Raw genomic sequence first — 17,882 nt, 5'->3', positions numbered from 1 at the left:
GCGTCGCGGCAGCGCACAACAGAACCGCTGTCCTGAACTTGTCTCTCCGCATACCGCCTCCCCACCTGCCTCTCCGCTCGCACAGGGCTCAGACCGCGCGCGCCCCGGTGGGCGCAGCCCAGTAGTCCTCCGCCGCCCGTGATGCGGCCGGTCTATTCGACCTTGGCCCAGTCGAGCGTGCGCTCCACGGCCTTCTTCCAGCCCGCGTAGCCTTCCGCGCGCTGGTCGTCCGACCACTGGGGCTCCCAGCGCTTGGACTCCAGCCAGTGGGTGCGCAGTTCGTCGGTGTCCCTCCAGAAGCCGGTGGCCAGGCCCGCCGCGTAGGCGGCGCCGAGCGCGGTGGTCTCGGCCACGACCGGGCGGCTGACCGGTACGCCGAGGACGTCGGCCTGGATCTGCATGCACAGGTCGTTGGCGGTGACGCCGCCGTCGACCTTGAGCACGTCGAGGTGGACTCCGGAGTCCTGTTCCATGGCCTCGACGACGTCGCGGCTCTGGTAGCAGATGGCTTCCAGCGTCGCGCGGGCCAGGTGGCCGTTGTCGTTGTACCGGGCGAGGCCCACGATCGCGCCGCGGGCGTCGGAGCGCCAGTACGGGGCGAACAGGCCCGAGAACGCGGGGACGAAGTAGATGCCGCCGTTGTCCTCGACCGTACGGGCCAGCGTCTCGCTGTCGGCCGCGGTACTGATGATCTTCATCTGGTCGCGCAGCCACTGCACCGCGGACCCGGTGACCGCGATGGAGCCCTCCAGGGCGTAGACCGCCGGGCTGTCGCCGAACTGGTAGGCCACCGTGGTGAGCAGGCCGTTTTGCGAACGGACCAGTTCGGTTCCGGTGTTGAGTACCAGGAAGTTGCCGGTGCCGTAGGTGTTCTTGGCCTCGCCGGGCGCGTAGCAGACCTGTCCGACGGTGGCCGCCTGCTGGTCGCCGAGCACCCCGCTGATGGGGATGGCGGCGCGCAGTGGCCGGGATGTGCGCGTCACACCGTACGCCTCCCGGTGCGAGGAGGGGTTGATGGTGGGCAGCATCGCCCGGGGGATGCCGAAGAAGCCCAGCAACTCGTCGTCCCAGTCGAGGGTTTCCAGGTCCATCAGCATGGTGCGGCTGGCGTTGGTCACGTCGGTGGCGTGGATGCCGCCGTCGGGGCCGCCCGTCAGGTTCCACAGGACCCAGCAGTCCGTGTTGCCGAAGAGGGCGTGTCCCTGCTCCGCCGCTGCACGGACACCGTCGACGTTCTCCAGAATCCACTGGATCTTGCCGCCCGAGAAGTACGTCGCCGGCGGCAGCCCCGCCTTACGGCGGATCACATCGCCCTGGCCCGAACGTTCCAGGGCCGCGGCGATCGAGTCGGTACGGGTGTCCTGCCAGACGATGGCGTTGTAGTAGGGACGACCGCTGCGCGGATCCCAGACCACCGTGGTCTCCCGCTGGTTGGTGATGCCGATCGCCGCCAGGTCGTCCGGGGACAGGTTCCCGTGCCGCAGCGCGTTCTGAATCACCGAGTTGGTGCGCTCCCAGATCTCCACCGGATCGTGCTCCACCCACCCGGAGCGCGGAAGGATCTGCGCGTGCTCCAACTGGTGCTTCGCCACCTCGTTGCCGTCGTGGTCGAAGATCATGAATCGGGTGCTGGTGGTCCCTTGGTCCACCGCGCCGACGAAGTCCGCCATCGTGTGCCGCCTCTGGTGTGGGGGTCAGTCCTCAGGAACCGCGACGGTTCCTGTCGGCTCCGGCTCCGCCGTCGGCAGGAACCGGCCGATGAACGCCTTGTACAAGCCCGCCCCGACCAGACCGCCAATCAGCGGACCGGCGATCGGCACCCAGTAGTAGAGGTTCCCGTACTGATCTCGCCACGCTTCGCCGTACCCCGTGAAGAAACTGGCCAGCCGGGGACCGAAGTCACGTGCCGGGTTGATCGCGTAGCCCGCGTCGGTGCCGAAGGCCATACCGATGCCCACGACGACCAGGCCGATGATGAACGGGCCCATGTTGGCGCCGGGGGGCTGGTTGAGCATGTCCGTGATCGCCAGGATCAGCAGCAGCAGGATGGCCGTACCGATCACCTGGTCACGAAACGCACCCCACTCGTGGACCGGCAGGTTCGGGTTGCCGTTGGCGGGGAGCGTGGAGAACACGAACTGCGTCTTGATGGTGTGGCCGGGGTCGGCCTTCGCCAGCGCTTCGGTGTAGTTCCAGCGCACCAGGAGCGCGGCCACGAAGGCGCCCAGCGTCTGGGCCACCACATAGGGCGCCACCTTGATCCAGGGGAAGCCCTTGAACGTGGCCAGGGCCACGGTCACCGCGGGATTGAGATGCGCACCGCTCAACCGGGCCGCCACATAGATACCCATGGTGACACCGATGCCCCACGCCCAGGCGATGCTGTCGTGGTCCCCGAGGCCACCCGGTGGCGTCGTCAGCGCACCACCGGCGACCACTTGGGCCACCACGCCGCATCCGAAGAGGATGAGAACCATGGTGCCGACGAATTCGGCCGACAGCTCTCCGATCAGCCCCAGCCTTTTGAGTCTCTCAGCCATGAAAGCCCGCTTTCCCGCCGGCTCAGGACCGGCCGTCGACTAAGCCCGAGTCCTTCGGACATCAGCATAGGGCGATCTAGAACTAACCGCAGAAGAACGGAAATATCAGGCTTTATGGGCTTGAACAGGCATCGCGACTCGGTTCAGACATCCGTGGGCAGGCCACTTACCTCCGCGATGCCCCGGAGCTCCTCGTCCTGGCGGTGCCGTTCACCGAGAAAGTCGGCGATCGCCTGGCGCTTGGCGGGGTCAGCTGCGGTGTCCGAATCCGTGACGACCCTGACGGGCCCGGTCTCCTCGGTCTCGATCTCGACGATCTGGTTGTCCAGGCGCCCCGTGACGGCGACCGCGACGACGAGGGACGCCTCGTCGCGGACCTCCTGCGAGACGCTGTCCGCCTCCTCGCCCTCCAGACTCAGCTCGATCGGCCCCGCGCGCTGTTCCTGGATCGCTTTGAGCACGGGGTCCACCATGCGGAGCACCAGCGCGTAGTCCGCCGGGGCCATACGGAGGCGGAGCAGGTCGAGGTACATGTCCACGGGCCGACGTTGCGGCGAAAGCTCTGATTCGCTCATGGGACTCGACTTCCCCAATGTGGGCGACATGACCGCTTCTCCCTCCAGCATGGTGGGATTTCGCGGAGACCGCCGCTCAGGGCATCCGGCAGGACTACGGAACGGACGCCGCGGGCCGCCGGTCTCCGGCATGTCGGGCCTCTGGCTGCGCGAGGCAGGCACTGCGCCGCGACTCCCTCCCCAAGGCCGCACCCGGTGAACCTTGCGGAATGGACGGCAAACAAGCCCCCGAACATGCCATTCGCAGGCAAACGCTCAAACCTGCCGATAACCACCCAAGAACGGAGGTTCGTGATCCGTCGTGACCTCGCCTCCAGGCCCGCGACCTGCACTGCCCATACTGGGACCCGCACGCCGACCCCCATATGCAAAGTGACCCATGCCCAAGTCCCCCACCGTCCGCGCCACGGCCCCGGAAACGGTCTGGCTGGCCAGCGGGCGCCACACCGGGCCCGCCCCGCAAGAGTCCCTGCGGGAGAACCTGCGCAGGCTCAAGGCCGGCGAAACGATCCAGGACTTCCTGGAGACGGAGAACTCCACGGACCCCGACGGCCACATCTTCGAGGCCCGCTGGCAGGTCGCCGGCGCCGTCACCGTACGGGCACGGCTCGTCACCGACGGGCGCGAGCGGGTGGACGCGAAGCGGCGCTGGACTCTCGCGGCCGAGGCGGAACGGCCCTGGGACCCCGCGTGGCCCTCCCCCGCGACCATGTTCTGGCCCGAGACGAGCGAGATTCCCTGGGACCGCGACACCGTCGCCGGCCTGCGTCTGCGGGACATCAACCCGCTGCCCCAGGACGACAAAACCCTCCGCCGCCTGCTCAAGGACGCCGGGCAGCACAGCTGGAGCATCAACGTCGTCGTCCACGAGGCCATGACTCCCGACCACCGCGGTCGCCTTCCGCTGGCCCGCCTGCTGCCGCCCGCACTGCGGCACCGCGTCGTGGAACACCGCGCGGCACCCGAGCAGTTCCAGGCCGTCAACTGGGCGCTGTACGACCTGGGCGTTCGGGTGCCGCGGGGCGGCGCCGTGATTCTGCCCGGCACACCGGCCCGACTCGGGTATGACGTGCAGGACTTCACCGTGCGCAGCGTGTTCCTCGACGGCTCGGAGCCAACGGAGCTCCTGGACAAGGTCGTACGGTATGCCGCGCTGCCCTGGCCTCTGCCGGACGAAGCCGAGGACGCCGTCACTGCTCTCCGGCAGGACTGGCATCTGCTGACGCTCGAGGAGGAACTCGCCCACGCACGCGCGCTCGCGGCTGCCTACGCCGAAGCGCTCGACGCCATGACCAAGTCGCGCGACCTGTACCGCGAGGCGGCCGAACTCGCCCACGCTGCGTTGGCCGAGTACAAGGACTTGCGGGGCGTGACATCCCCCGCCCGCGAGGAACCCCGTAAGCACGACGGGCACTCACTGCACCAACTGACGAAGACGTTTCAGCGGGTCTCCGACACCATCAGGTCACGGTCCAAGTGATCACTACCGAGACGCACTTCCACTTCGGCGCACCCCACGGTCAGGGCAGGAGCCCGCGGACCTCCACCCACGCGAGGAGTTGATCCCGGCTCGGGCCGGGCGGCACGTGGGGGATGAGCCTCCAGGCCGGCGTGCGCTCGACGACCCAGCGGTGCCGGCCGAGTAGGCGATGGGTGGCCGCTCAGGACGGCTCAGGCACGTCATTGTCCGCGAACCAGTGGGCGGCCAACTTGGCTGCGGGAGGGAACCCGAACGGCGGTTCCCGGTCGGTGAGAAGGCGCAGGATGAACTCGCCAGTGCCGCAGTCGAAGCGCTGCCACTCGCCGAAGTCGGACTGTACGAGTACCGGCCAGTCGTCCGGGTCGTCGGCGCCGGTCAGCCAGTGAAACGTCAGTTCCTGCTCGGAGACGCCCCAGATCAGTACGCCGCCGGGAGCAGGATGGACCGGGTGGGGCCGGTACAGGTCGGCGTACTGCGACATCTCCAGGCCCCACGTGACCAGATTCGTGGCCAGGGCACCTGGCACCAGCAGATCCAGATACCCATCGAAGCTGCCTGCCCCGAACAGGTCCGCAATCTCCTTGTAGTCGTTGGGCAATGCAGTACCCAGTGCGGATTCAGCGGCCGTCCAGTCGATGCGCGACTGGTGCCGCGTCTCCCATCCGGTGGCCGCCGCCAGGCGCTGCGCCCACCCGGTGCCGGACGGGAGAACAGCCCGGTGGGCGACGACCACCACGCCGCGCGGGCCGTCCGCCGTGGCCGTAAGGCCCCATCCGACCCAGTGCTCGTTCAGCGCCCAGCCGCGCAGCTCCAGCAGCTCGCCGCTACGCGGCCCCGTCGGCGGACCACCGAACGCAGGGAGCGGAACGCCGCCGGTGACCAGCCGCTGGATGGGCTGACAGGTCCAGGGAAGCGCATCCACGGCGCTCCGCTCCAGCTGGGTGAGATCCCATCCGTCACGGACTATGCATATGTGCCCTTCTCCGTGCCCAGCCAGTGGGCAGTGCAGCCGAGGGTCGGTCAAGGCCAGATCAAGCAGGGCACGGAGCTCGGTGGTGTCCATGCGGTCCAGTCAATATCACGGCACTGACAACGCGATGCCGCGGCTGGTCCCCGACGTGAAGCACCGGTCCAGCGCAACGAGCCATCGCCCATCAGGACACCGTCTCAGGGCAACGCAGACGGGCTTGTTCGTGGACGACGGCGGACGGGCCGGCCCCGCCCTGGTTCGGGCGGAGCCGGCTGTTGGAGCGCGGCCGTCGTCGGGCTACTGGGACGCTGCCCCGTCGGACGCCCTGGACGGTGCCGGGGCGTAGCCGGTGGGGCGGGAGGTGAAGACTCCCCGGCCCTGGGTTCGGCTGCGCAACCGCGTGGCGTAGCCGAACAGTTCGGCCAGCGGCACGGTGGCCGTGATCACCGCCGCGCCGGCCCGCGTGAGCGAGCCCGAGACCCGGCCGCGCCGTGCCGCCAGGTCGCCGAGCACCGCGCCCACGGCATCCTCGGGCACCGTGACGGTGACTTCGACGACCGGTTCCAGGAGCACCATGGCGCCGGCGCGCAGTGCCTCGCGGAGTGCGAACCGGCCGGCCGTGCGGAACGCCATCTCCGAGGAGTCCTTCGGATGGGTCGCTCCATCGGTCAGGGTGACGCGCAGCCCGGTCACCGGGTGACCGCCGAGCGGTCCCTCGGCGAGCGCGTCCCGGCAACCGGCCTCCACCGCGCGGACGTACTCCTGCGGCACCCGGCCGCCGACGACGGTCGAGCGGAACTCGAAGCCGGTCGCGCTCCCGTCGACACTGCTCGGATCGGCTTCCAGCGGCTCCACGTCGAGGACGACATGGGCGAACTGCCCGGCGCCCCCGTCCTGTTTGACGTGTCGGTACACCAGTCCCGACACTCCGCGGGTCACGGTCTCCCGGTAGGCCACCCTCGGCCGGCCGACACCGACGTCCAGCGCGTGGGCGCGCCGGATCTTCTCCACGGCCACCTCCAGATGCAGCTCTCCCATCCCCGACAGCACCGTCTGGCCGGTCTCGGGGTCCGTCCGTACCGCCAGCGAGGGATCCTCCTCCCGCAGACGTGCCAATGCCGCAACCAGACGCTCGGTATCGGTGCTTCTGCGGGCCTCGACCGCCACGGAGACGACCGGATCGGCGACCGTCGGCGGTTCGAGGAGCAGCGGCGCCGTGGGGGCGGCCAAACTCGCCCCGGCGCGGGCGGACTTCGGCCCCACGACCGCGACGATGTCACCGGCCACCGCCCGGTCCAGCTCCGCGTACCGGTCGGCCTGGACCCGCAGAATCCGGCTGATGCGCTCCGTGCGCCGCGCGCCCACGTCCAGCACCGCCTCTCCCTTGTGGATCGTTCCCGAGTACACACGCACATACGTCAGCCGCCCCGTGGCGGTCGCGTTCACCTTGAACACCAGCCCCGCGAACGGCGCTTCCGGGTCGGCGACCCGTTCCTGCGACGTGGCGCCGTGCGTGCCGCGTACGACGGGCACGTCCAACGGTGAAGGCAGGTAGGCCACGACGGCCTCCAGCAGCGGCTCGATCCCGCGGTTGCGGTAGGCCGAGCCGCACAGCACCACCACGCCGTCACCGGTACGGGCCAGGTCGCGCAGCGCGGCGGTCAGCGTCGCCGCGGTGAGCGTGGACCGGGCACAGAACTCCTCCAGGGCGTCCGAGTGGAGTTCGGCCACCGCTTCCTCCAGCAGCCTGCGCCGCCGGTGCGCTTCGTCCCGCAGGGCTTCCGGCACCGGTCCCTCCTCGACCGTGTCGCTGCCGTCGGCCCAGACCAACGACCGCATACGCAGCAGATCCACCACCCCGGTGAAGGAGTCCTCCGTGCCGATGGGCAACTGGACGACCAGTGGCGCCGGATGAAGCCGCTCCCGGATCGACTCGACCGCGGTGTCGAGGTCGGCACCGGCACGGTCGAGCTTGTTGACGAAGGCGATCCGCGGCACGCCGTGCCGATCGGCCCGCCGCCACACCGACTCGCTCTGCGGCTCCACGCCCGCCACGGCGTCGAACACCGCGATCGCGCCGTCCAGGACCCGCAGCGAGCGCTCCACCTCGTCGGAGAAGTCGACGTGGCCGGGAGTGTCGATCAGATTGATCCGGTGGCCGTCCCAGGCACAGCTCACGGCCGCCGCGAAGATGGTGATCCCACGGTCGCGCTCCTGGGAGTCGAAGTCGGTGACGGTCGTGCCGTCGTGGACCTCGCCACGCTTGTGGGTGGTCCCGGTGACGTACAGGATCCGTTCGGTGACGGTGGTCTTGCCGGCGTCGACGTGGGCGAGGATGCCCAGGTTGCGAACGGCGGTGAGTGGACTGGTGAGGTGACGGTGCAGGTCGGTACGCACGGCCCATGGCCTTTCGAGTGATGCAGAACGGGGCGGCGCGATTCCCGGACGAAGGGCCTGTGGTCAGGCGGCGGTGAGACCTCTCACGCGGCGCACCGCGTCCGGACGTACTCGTCCGGCTGACTCGGCACCGAACGGGCAGGGGTCAGGTGTTCGTCACGGGCATCCGGTTCCGGCCGCGCAGCCGGCACCGGGCACACGAAGACACGAGGATCACCTCGTACCGCGACGGGGGAACGACGACAGCGGTGCGGTAACGCACGCCCGGCTCCCCTCACTCGTCACGACGCGCACCCGCCCTTACCGGCGGCGCGCGATTCCGTGGCGAGTGTAAGAAATCCCGCTCAGGCGGTGCATCGCATTTTCTTCCCGGGTTCGGCTACGGCGTCGCCCCCCTGTGCCAACCGACATCCCCGCGGTCCAGCGGCAGTTGAGGCACCGATACACGCGTGAGTCAGGCAACCCCTCGGGCTCGGCTCCCGTCCTCGTGGGACGGGGAGTGCTCCGCGATCTCTGCGGGGCGCACGGGGAGCATGCCGACCAAGAGGAGTGGAACCTTGATCCGAGTCCGGCGAATAGGGGTCGCCGCCGCTGCGTTACTCGCAGTGGTCGTGGGATCGCCAGGAATGGCCCATGCGCAGCAGACGGCAGTCGGCTCCGCACCGTCCGCACCACCCGCGGATTCAGACGGACAGCTGCCGGCGGGCTGGCAGATCACCGGCGAGGGGGCGGCGAGACAACTGGTCTGGCGCTCCGACGAGCCCGTGCCCGTGAGCGACTCCGGCGTCGAGTTCTACGCCGGAAGCCAGTTCCTCGGTCGGCCGGTCGGCGCCCAGGACGGCCGTACGTTCCGGCTCGCGCTGCGCGGTACCCGGCTCGGGGAGCTGTCGGACCTTCAGGCACGGACCGGTGGACGCCGCTTGAACGCGGCTGGGGCCTCCGAGGACCAGCCCAGCCGACGACCGGGACTCACGGCCCAGCCGCCAACACAGCTTCCCGCCAACGCGGTTGACCCCGGAAAGCCGGGCACGTACCGGACGGTGACCGGCGAGTACGCGCTCAGATCGGTGCGGCTGCCCGGTTTTTCCGCCCCCGTGGAGATGCGCGCGGTGGTGGTCGCGCCCGCCACGGCCCCTGGGCATCGCCCGCTGGCGCTGTTCCTGCACGGCCGCCATTCCACCTGCTTCACGGGCCACGGTGACGACGTGACCGGTGAATGGCCCTGCCCCGCGGGTTCGAAGCCGATCCCCAGCTATCGCGGCTATCTGCGCGACCAGAAACTGCTGGCCTCGCAGGGATACGTGACCGTGTCCATCTCCGCCAACGGCATCAACGGTCAGGACTTCGCCGCGGAGGACGGCGGCGCGCAGGCCCGATCGTCGCTGGTGCGGCAGCACTTGGCCCGCTGGGCGGACTGGACGGCACACCGATCCTCGGCCCCGCGGATCGTACGGAACTCGGCTCCGGCCGATCTGTCGCGCGTCCTGCTGGTGGGTCACTCGCGAGGCGGCGAGGGCGTGAACCGGGCCGCCATGGACAGCCTGTACCGCCCGCCGGCCGACCAGGACGGCTACCGGGGCCCGGTGCGCTGGCACATCCGCGGCACGGTGCTGATCGGCCCCACCATCTTCGGGCAGAACCCGACTCCCGACGTACCGTCGATGACGATCCTGCCCGGCTGCGACGGCGATGTGTCCGACCTGCAGGGCGAGATGTACGTGGACGGCACGCGCGGTGTCAGCCGCGGCGCCGCCCTGCACAGCGCCGTCTACGTGGTCGGAGCCAACCACAACTTCTTCAACAGCGAGTGGACACCGGGACAGGCCCAGGCACCGGCGGAGGACGACTTCTGGGCCGGGGACCAGCCAGACCGGGTGTGCTCGCCGGGCACCGCGACCAGGCTGACGGCCCGTCAGCAGCACGCCGCGGGGGCGACCTACATCGCCGCGGCGGCGCGGCTGTTCGTCGCGGGCGACGACCGGGTCCGTCCGCTGCTGGACGGCTCGAACCGGCGCGCGCCCTCGGCCGATCCCGCGCGGGTGCTCACGCACGCGGTCGGCGCACGCCGGACGCCGGCGTTCCTGCCGGACGGTTCGGTCACCGTGGACGGCGGCGGCCGGCTGTGCGCGGAGGTGGACACCGACGCGGCCGCCGCCTGCCTGAGCTCCGACGCGCATGGCGTCTCGCCGCACTTCGCCCAGTGGGAGACCTCCAAGGAGCCGGGCCGGCACGCCGTCGCGCTGAAATGGACCGCTCCCGGCACCACAGTGCGGGTGCGCCCGGCGCGGGCGGTCTCCGTGGCCGGGGCCGAGGCCCTGGCACTGCGGGTGATCGTGCCGCCGAACACCAAGGACACCCAGTTCGACGTGACGCTCGCCGACGCCTCCGGCCGCCGGGCGACCCTGGAGCGCGTCCACCTCGACGGTCTGCCCGGAACCGAGCGGACCGCCTCCTTCTGGGGGCAGGAGATCCGCGTACCGCTGACCGCCGCCGCCCGCGCCGGACTTGACCTCCACCAAGTGACAGCCCTGGAGCTGACGCCGCGCAGCCGGTCCGGACGGGCCTGGCTGATGGACGCCTGGGGCTGGCGCCCCGGCATGGCGGCCGTCCGGCCCGCCGACCTGCCCCGCGTCGACATCGGCCGACTGACCGTCAAGGAAGGCGACTCCGGCGAGCGGACCTACCGCGTGCCGGTGCGGGTCTCCGGGCACGGGAGCGGTACGGTCCGCCTGTTCGTCGCCGATCCGGCATCCGAGGAGGCCACGTCCCGTGAGGTGACGGTGCGGCCCGGCAGCCACAGCCTCGACGTACCGGTCCAGGTGCGGGGCAACACCCGATTCGGCTACGACGTGTCGCACGACGTCTTCGTCAAGGCGGTCCGCGGCGCGGTGGTCGGCGCGCATCGCGGCGGTGTCACCGCTCTCAACGACGACCCGATGCCCACCATCAAGGTGACGCCGGTCGCCGACCGGGTCACCGAAGGCCAGAGCCTGACCTGGCGCCTGTCCCTCTCCGCCGTCGCCGACACGGACATCCAGGCCTACTTCAGCATCCTGCCAGTCACCGGCGGCGCCGAATTGTCCACCACGGATGTCAACCCCCAGTGGCTGCGGGAGAACTCCGGCGAGTCGCCTCAGCCCTCGCGGCCGCTGTCCACCGTGGGGGGCCTCTCCCTCTTCGCCACCATCCCCGCCGGCCAGTCGACCGCCGAGGTCACCATCCCCACCGTCGCGGACACCCTGACCGAGCCGGAAGAGTCGGTCCGCCTCCAGGAAACCGTCTACGACGACTCCGGCGAACCGCACAACGGCCCGGTCTTCACCGGCAAGGTGCGTGACGCTTCGTAGGCCTGCCCGCCGTCCGCCGACCGGCTGCCTCGAGCGAGGGGTCCGGTCGGCGGTCCACCTGGGCTGTGCACGGCTGCGTCCGTCGGTCGACCGGGCGCCCCGTCGCCATATCTTCCCTGTCTTTCGCAACCTCGGCGGCTGTCCGGCCACATGGCTTCCGCGGGTGCGCTCCGTCACATCCCGGGTGCGGAACTCCGGCGTGCGTTCGGCCGACTGCTGAGGTGACCCGTCACGCGTGAACTGTGCGCGGCGGTACCTCGGCTGCGCTTCCTCACCGGCGCGCCCAGGCCAGGCGTCCGACTGAACACGCACATCCGTGCATCCGTATGCCACCAAGAAGCCCCCGTCGGCACCCAGGAGTTGTCTCATGGCCCAGAAGCAGTACACCGTCACCGGCATGAGCTGTGCGCACTGCGTGGCGAGCGTCACCGAAGAGGTCTCCGAGGTGCCGGGCGTCACCGAGGTCGTCGTCGACCTCGCCGCGAACGCCGTCACCGTGCACGGCACCGGCCTGGACGACGCACTGGTACGGGCCGCCATCGTCGAGGCCGGTTACGGCGTCGAGGAACCTGCCGCGGCCTGACCGCCGGGGGCGCGCCAGCCGAGCCGGCGTGGCGAGCGGGCGGCGACGCCCTCGGCCTCACAAACGTGCCCGGCTGTTCCGAGCAGACGACGGGCCCGGATCGCCCAGCGATCCGGGCCCGTTGCCGTGCCGCCCCTCAGGCCGCCGCGGCCACCGGCGCCGAGCGCTCGGCGTCGTCCAGCCACTCGATCAGCGAGGTGCGGGCGCGGGAGACCCGTGAGCGCACCGTGCCCACCGGGCATGCGCTGACGAGGGCCGCCTCCGCGTAGGGAAGTCCCACCATCTGGGTCAGGACGAATGCCTCGCGGCGATCGTCCGGGAGCGCGTCCAGCAGCTCGGCGAGGGCGATGCCGTCGTCGAAGCCGGGCAGATCGCGCGCCTGGGTGCGTTCGGCGGCCGACTCCCAGTCGTCCGTGTCCGACAGGCGGGGACGGGACGCGCTGTAGCGGATGCTGTCGATCACGGCGCAGCGGGCGATGGAGAGCAGCCAGGTACGGGCCGAGGAGCGGCCCTCGAACCGGTGCAGGCTGCCCAGAGCCCGCAGGAAGGTGTCCTGGGTCAGGTCGTCGGCACTCTGTGGATCGGCGCCGAGGAACGTCACGTAGTGGCGGACGTCCCGCTGCAGCGCGCGCACGAAGAGGTCGACGGCGTCGGAGTCACCGCCGCGGGCGGCGAGCGCCCAGGCCGTGATCGACTCGTCCTTCGACTGTTCGCGCGATGGAGGCAGGGCAGAAGTGATCACCTGGTGTCTGTCCTTCTCGGGAATCAGGGATCCGGTGTCCGGACCGGCGTGCGCAGGACAGCGCGCGGCACGGCGGAACCGGTGACGGGGTGGACGGCCGGGCACGGGAGTGCGCGGCCGGTGCCCGAGGCGGGAGCCGACGGCTCGGCGGCTTGGGGTACAGCCTCGGGGAACCAGCTGTCGTCAGGCGACAGCGACCCCGGTGGGCGGACCCCGAGAAGTGATCGCGTGGGTGAGGAGGAGGCGGCGCGGCGCCCGGTCCGAGCCCGCTCGGCGGGCGCGAACGCGCGGCCGGTGCGGCGGCGCGGGCAGTCGGAGGGGCAGGCGAAGCGGTGCCACGAGCCAGCCGGCGAGGGCCCGCAGGATGCGGAACGCGGCGCGTTCGCCGTACGCGAGCCACAGGCCGCACAGCAGCGCGGCCAGCAGGTGGGCGACGAACATGCCGGTCCAGGACATGCCGCCCATGACATGGCTCAGGGAGTCCAAGATCCCCATGTGGTCCATCGAGCCCATGGAGCCCATCGACCCCATGGAGTGCATGTCAGCCACTCCGTGGTCCATGGCGTCCATGGACATCGACATGGCGCCATGCTCCGCGTCAGGACCGGACGCCGAACCGCCCAGCAGGTAGCCCAGCCACTGCCGGGTGAGCGACCCGCCACCGGACGGCTGCGGATGTACGACAGCCTGGGCAAGCGAGAACGACGAGTGGAGTACGGCCTGAGCGGCCACCGCGACGGAGACGACAAGTAGTGGTCCGCGTTCCCGGTCGGCCAGCCGCCAGGCCGCGCCGCCCGTCACGACCGCGCCCGCGGTCATCGCCCACCAGGGCACCGCGGTCCCGGACATCATGACGTGGCCCAGGGAGGCGAGCAGCACACAGACGGCCGCGAACACCGCGGCCCGTACTGTGCGAGAACACCACCCTGCAGTCATGGCGCCTCATCCTTGCACTCGCGTTTCCGTGATCACCGGAGGGTACGGGAACGGGACCAGTGTCCCACTCAATCCAGGACTTGTGATTCAGGCCACAGCAACGGGCCGGAACTCGCGGCCAGTTCGGGCCGACTGCTGTCGAAGGCCCGGGATTTCCCGAAGGTGTGGAGGTGGGGCGCCGGTGACGGCGGAGCAGAGTGAGATCCGGACGGTGGCCGGGAGCCGGCATCGGCTCCTCGCGACTGGCGCGGGCGCGGGCGCGGGCGGCAGAGCCCGCCCTGATCGGGTGAGCTCTGCCGCCTGAAAGCCCAAAGTTCCAGCAGGTCAGCGGATACTGGACGGGATGTCAGGCACGGCAACGGGACGGAGCACCGTTAGAGACTCTTCCTGGCGAGCCATCATCGCAAAGGAGAACCTGTCGATTTCCAAGCAGAGATCGACATCGTCTGGGTGGTATCCGCTCCGCAGCCCACCGGCAAGATCGGCCGCGGCACGAGAAGTCCTCGCGCGGTGGAGATACGGGGCCGCCTCGACATCGCCTCCGGCCATACATTGACCAATGTATTCAGCGCAGGCCAGGTCCTCGTCGGCCTGGCCTTCCTCGCCGGTGACAACGAACGTCACCGGACCGGAACCCTTGGCCTGCACGAACCGCGCGGTCGGGCCGGCCACCACGAAGCTCGCGCACAAGACCAGCGGCGCGTTCGCGACGGCCAGCGCGCCCACGGTTCCTGCCGTCGTCTTCTGCACCAGAGTGCGACCAGCGAAATCGCATGACCTAAGCAAGCCAGGTGAGTTCACCGCGTCGAAGCCCGCTGCAGGAGCTCCGTCCTTCAAAGCCAGCCAACCCGAGCGGCTCTCCTTCAAGGCAAGTGCCTCACTCTCCGTTGAAGCCAGGACGATCCTCTCGACGCCACGCGAGAAGGCCCAGGCAGCCACGGTGAAGGCGCGCATGACGTCGATGACGACAGCAACACGGGGAACGCCGGTCAACTCTGGGATGCCAAGGAAGTGATGGTCCATCGCACCATTCTGACGCCCCTGGATCATCCGAAGGGCGCGATTGATCCGGCTGCCGTCGGGATGACGGTCAGCGAAGCGGTTCTGGTGCCAGCCGGATCCCGTCGGATCGGGCGCGAATGCGCACCGGCCAGGGCGCCGCCCGTGAAGTCCTCTTCCGGCTCCACCTCATGCACCCCGAAGTCGCGAGCCGACACATGACTTGACTAATGAACTGGGCGTGTGCCCCAGATACGCCTGAAACCCGCCGCGGGGTGATCTTGAGGTCGGCGGCTGTGCATATCAGTATTAGTCGCTGGCGGCCTCGGGCTTTCCGGCTCGCGTGACGCGGCGGCGCGGCTTTACGAGCCTGTTTCGGGCGCACGGAGACGCACCCGCCTGGTCGCGGTAGTGGTGGCGCTTGCCCGGGCTGTCACGGGAGGAACCGCTCCGGGCGGAAGTCCGCAAGCATCTCATCTCTCTTCCCGCTGAGGATCTCCGAAGCAAGCAGCCGGCCGATTACCGGCCCGAGCGTGATGCCGCTGTGGGAAACGGCCTCGTAGTAGCCCGGCACAGACGGCACCGCTCCCACCGAGGGGAATCCGTCGGCTGGGATGGGCCGGTCGGCTACCCGTGTCTGTGCGATGCGGGAGATGCCGAGCTCGGGAACGACGTGCCGCGCCGATTCGTGGAGCAGCCGTGCGAGTTGCGCTGGATCTTCGCCTGTGTCGATGAGTGCGTCGATCTCGCGGCTGTGGAGGACCACCGAAGCGTCTCCGTCAGGACGGATCTCGATGTGAGGCGCGTGCATGGCCCGGTGAACCGGGACCTGAGCACAGCCGATCCGGGTGACGACGCCGGGCTCCCGGCGCATCGGCAAGTGCCGTGCGATGAGCCCGGCGACGTGGGAGGCGCTGGGGCCCGCTGCGTTCACGACGATGTTGACGTCGAGACAGCTCCCATCGGATAAAGAAACTGTCCGGATGCTCCCGTCGGCACGGGTGCCGATGCCACAGACCGCGGTGCCGGACCGGTGCTCGGCGCCGGATGCAACGGCCTGGCCGACCAGGCGGCCGACGAGATGACGTCCGTGCACCCAGGCTTCGTCGGGGTAGAACAGGACTGGAACCTCGCCGGGCATCCTGAGAGCAGGTTCGAGGCGGCGGCGCACCTCGGCCCCCGTGTACACCTCGACCCGGTAGTCCCAGCTAGCCAGCAGTTCGGCTGTTTTGAGGAACTTCGCCTCCGCTGCGGGATCGTCTGCCCAGCGCAGGTGGCCGCTGGGATACCACCATGAGTCCGGCCCGATGGTCCTGGCGAGCTCACGGTGCGCTGCCATGCCCGCGACGTTCAGGTCGAAGTAGGACTTGCGCGCGGTCTTGTTGCTGGCGTTGACCCACGAGAAAGACCAGTTGGTGACGCCTTCGCCCGGCTGGCCTGCGTCGATGAAGACCACCCTGGCGCCGTGCCGGGACAGGTTCCAGCCCACGCTGGCTCCGAGGATGCCCACTCCGATGACAGCAACACGTTCAGGCCGCTTCACGGACCCGATCCTCACGAACGCCCCCTTCCCAGATCACCGGCGAACTCCCGTTTCTAGCTCGGGCACCAGCAGTCCTCTCGTCGTACGGCAGACAGACGACGATCACGCTAGCCAGCAGCGCAGACACCTACGCCCGATCGCGGGACTTCAGCCGTATCCCCAGCTCACCGAGACCGACCACCGGCCGTTCGACTTCAAGATCATCCCATGGCCCCTTTGGGGCTCACCTCGGCTATACCGACCCCGAGGACATCCGATTCCAGATCTTGTAGAGATTGTTCTTCAGATCGGCCTCGAACTCCGCGATCGTCTGCCCGTCCACACCGGTGCGCCCTTGTTCGCCTTGACCTTCTCCCACGCCCAGACCGACCGCTGCGAAATCTCAAACGGCTTGCCTGGCGCTTTCAGCTCGTTCACGCGACTCCTCCCGGAGAACTTCCGGTTGATCGAACAAACCAGCCACGGACAACCCTGCCCCTTCGCTCCGCCCCATTACAAGAGCCTCGCCGCTACTACGAGCCGGTCCGCCGGCGGGCCCGGCGACGGTACTCAGTCCCTCACGGGGTCACCATTGGGGCGCTCCCTATCCCCCGCCCTCGCGAGCGGGGCGTATCCGGGCACGCCTTCTCCTGTTCCGTACGGAAGCCGCAGACCGGGCTCACGTCGTCTACATGCCGGACACCGCCTGGCCAGTAAGCGGATCACCCGCCCGGCTCCTCCCGAGATCCGCTTGACACCTCGGTTTTGATGTCGTCTGTATCTGTTTCGACACGTCAGCGACGATTCACTTGCGTTCGTCTTCCCGGTCCCCACCTGACGCCTCACGGGCGCCTTTTCCTCATCGCTCACCACGACGGTCTTCAGCCAACGCAGCATGAGGCGGTTTGGAGCCTCCCTCCGCCGGGCGACTCCGAAGGGCCAAGATCCTTCATCTTCCGTACAGCAACGCATCAAGAAATCGGCCTACACGACGACTCCTCTCTGCGGTCAGGACACACCAAGCGCCAGATGTTCGGCCACGCAGCCTTCGAACTCCTCCGCAAACGTGTCCTGTTGGCGTGACCGAGCGTCACCACACCATACGAACCGGACCAGAGCCGGAAGATCAATTACAAAGCCACGAAGCATGAGTCGGCGCGTCACTGATCATCGAGGGATGCCTGCCGGGCAAGGAACTCCTCGAACGCCGCCTTCTGCTTCGGATCCATGAAGCCTTGGCGGACATTGCGGGCCTTCTCCTGGAGCCAGTGCGCCTCGTCGGGGTCCAGTAGCTCGGCGACCACCACGCCGTTGCGAGCAACCGCCGTGCGCCCTCCTACACGACGACGAAAGAGCGTGAACGCGCCGAATTCCGCTGGGTGGGCCAGTTCCGGCTCCTCCGCCACAGCCCGGTCCTCTTCCCCAGCGCCACTCGCCGGGTAGGCGGTGGGGGCCCAATGCTCCCAGAGCGCCAGCGTGGCCGCGGGCACTAGCACCGCGCGTTCCGCCTCTTCACGCCCCTCCCACATGAACGTGACAGTGACGGGCTCGCCGACCGCCTCGGCCAACCCGAGCACCCTCTCCACCTCATCGTTGATCGGGTAACCCACCACTACATCGATCTGAATGCCCATGGTGCCTGAGGCTACTGGCCGCTTCCGACATGCCAGCCCAAAGCTCCTGCGCCTCGTCGACCACGGCGCACCAGGTGGACCGTCCGAAACCGGTGATCTCACCGACTGAGCGCCTGTCCGAGGCAATACTGCGACGGAGAGCAACCGCTCCACACAA

The 17,882-nt window shown here is 69.3% G+C and carries 14 protein-coding genes; 3 read left to right on the top strand and 11 right to left on the bottom strand.

Translation table 11 applies throughout. The features are described 5' to 3' along the window. Nucleotides 1-152: 152 nt before the first annotated feature. The 3 genes from glpK to ACFY0T_RS23665 all read right to left on the bottom strand — a co-directional run bounded on the left by glpK (nucleotide 153) and on the right by ACFY0T_RS23665 (nucleotide 3,115). Nucleotides 153-1,670, bottom strand: a complete 1,518-nt coding sequence (gene glpK / locus ACFY0T_RS23675; protein ID WP_388873896.1) for a glycerol kinase GlpK — start codon at nucleotides 1,668-1,670, stop codon at nucleotides 153-155. Between the two features lie 24 nt (nucleotides 1,671-1,694). After that, nucleotides 1,695-2,540 (bottom strand): MIP/aquaporin family protein, encoded by an 846-nt coding sequence (locus ACFY0T_RS23670; RefSeq protein WP_388873893.1) that lies wholly within the window; start codon nucleotides 2,538-2,540, stop codon nucleotides 1,695-1,697. A 143-nt stretch (nucleotides 2,541-2,683) separates the two neighbouring features. Further along, the gene (locus ACFY0T_RS23665) at nucleotides 2,684-3,115 is read right to left on the bottom strand and encodes a hypothetical protein (RefSeq protein WP_388873890.1); all 432 of its coding nucleotides are present in this window, start codon (nucleotides 3,113-3,115) and stop codon (nucleotides 2,684-2,686) included. A 379-nt stretch (nucleotides 3,116-3,494) separates the two neighbouring features. Here ACFY0T_RS23665 and ACFY0T_RS23660 point away from each other — a divergent pair, with 379 nt between their 5' ends. Then, entirely contained in the window at nucleotides 3,495-4,595 is a 1,101-nt protein-coding gene (locus tag ACFY0T_RS23660; RefSeq protein WP_388873887.1) for a hypothetical protein, read from the top strand. 181 nt (nucleotides 4,596-4,776) lie between these two features. Here ACFY0T_RS23660 and ACFY0T_RS23655 read toward each other — a convergent pair whose 3' ends face one another. Together ACFY0T_RS23655 and fusA are read right to left on the bottom strand one after the other, a co-directional pair. After that, nucleotides 4,777-5,517 carry a hypothetical protein gene (locus tag ACFY0T_RS23655; RefSeq protein WP_388873884.1) on the bottom strand — a complete coding sequence of 247 codons (741 nt, stop codon included), beginning with the start codon at nucleotides 5,515-5,517 and terminating at the stop codon, nucleotides 4,777-4,779. Nucleotides 5,518-5,862: 345 nt separating this feature from the next. Next, nucleotides 5,863-7,962, bottom strand: a complete 2,100-nt coding sequence (gene fusA, locus ACFY0T_RS23650) for an elongation factor G (protein ID WP_388873881.1) — start codon at nucleotides 7,960-7,962, stop codon at nucleotides 5,863-5,865. A 557-nt stretch (nucleotides 7,963-8,519) separates the two neighbouring features. Between fusA and ACFY0T_RS23645 the strand changes: the two genes are divergently transcribed. Both ACFY0T_RS23645 and ACFY0T_RS23640 read left to right on the top strand, forming a co-directional pair. Beyond that, the gene (locus ACFY0T_RS23645) at nucleotides 8,520-11,309 is read left to right on the top strand and encodes an alpha/beta hydrolase family protein (RefSeq protein WP_388873878.1); all 2,790 of its coding nucleotides are present in this window, start codon (nucleotides 8,520-8,522) and stop codon (nucleotides 11,307-11,309) included. A gap of 367 nt (nucleotides 11,310-11,676) precedes the next feature. After that, the gene (locus tag ACFY0T_RS23640; protein ID WP_388873875.1) at nucleotides 11,677-11,892 is read left to right on the top strand and encodes a heavy-metal-associated domain-containing protein; all 216 of its coding nucleotides are present in this window, start codon (nucleotides 11,677-11,679) and stop codon (nucleotides 11,890-11,892) included. A gap of 136 nt (nucleotides 11,893-12,028) precedes the next feature. Here the strand turns inward: ACFY0T_RS23640 and ACFY0T_RS23635 are convergent, their stop codons facing one another. The 6 genes from ACFY0T_RS23635 to ACFY0T_RS23610 form a co-directional block, all read right to left on the bottom strand. Then, nucleotides 12,029-12,634: a sigma-70 family RNA polymerase sigma factor gene (locus tag ACFY0T_RS23635; RefSeq protein WP_388873872.1), complete on the bottom strand. Its 606-nt coding sequence runs from the start codon at nucleotides 12,632-12,634 to the stop codon at nucleotides 12,029-12,031. A gap of 183 nt (nucleotides 12,635-12,817) precedes the next feature. Next, nucleotides 12,818-13,570, bottom strand: coding sequence for a hypothetical protein (locus tag ACFY0T_RS23630; protein ID WP_388873869.1), 753 nt, complete (start codon nucleotides 13,568-13,570; stop codon nucleotides 12,818-12,820). A gap of 324 nt (nucleotides 13,571-13,894) precedes the next feature. Then, nucleotides 13,895-14,593 carry a 2-phosphosulfolactate phosphatase gene (locus tag ACFY0T_RS23625; RefSeq protein WP_388873866.1) on the bottom strand — a complete coding sequence of 233 codons (699 nt, stop codon included), beginning with the start codon at nucleotides 14,591-14,593 and terminating at the stop codon, nucleotides 13,895-13,897. A 409-nt stretch (nucleotides 14,594-15,002) separates the two neighbouring features. Continuing rightward, nucleotides 15,003-16,112, bottom strand: a complete 1,110-nt coding sequence (locus tag ACFY0T_RS23620) for an NAD(P)/FAD-dependent oxidoreductase (protein WP_388873863.1) — start codon at nucleotides 16,110-16,112, stop codon at nucleotides 15,003-15,005. Nucleotides 16,113-16,344: 232 nt separating this feature from the next. Beyond that, entirely contained in the window at nucleotides 16,345-16,470 is a 126-nt protein-coding gene (locus ACFY0T_RS23615) for a hypothetical protein (protein ID WP_388873860.1), read from the bottom strand. 781 nt (nucleotides 16,471-17,251) lie between these two features. Then, complete coding sequence (locus tag ACFY0T_RS23610; protein WP_388873857.1) at nucleotides 17,252-17,725, bottom strand: hypothetical protein; 474 nt, start codon at nucleotides 17,723-17,725, stop codon at nucleotides 17,252-17,254. Between the last annotated feature and the right edge of the window lie 157 nt (nucleotides 17,726-17,882).

The organism is Streptomyces sp. NPDC001530, assembly GCF_042894545.1.
GTDB lineage: Bacteria > Actinomycetota > Actinomycetes > Streptomycetales > Streptomycetaceae > Streptomyces.
The sequence above is the reverse complement of the archived record's forward strand: the minus strand, read 5'-3'. Positions and strand labels throughout refer to the sequence as shown.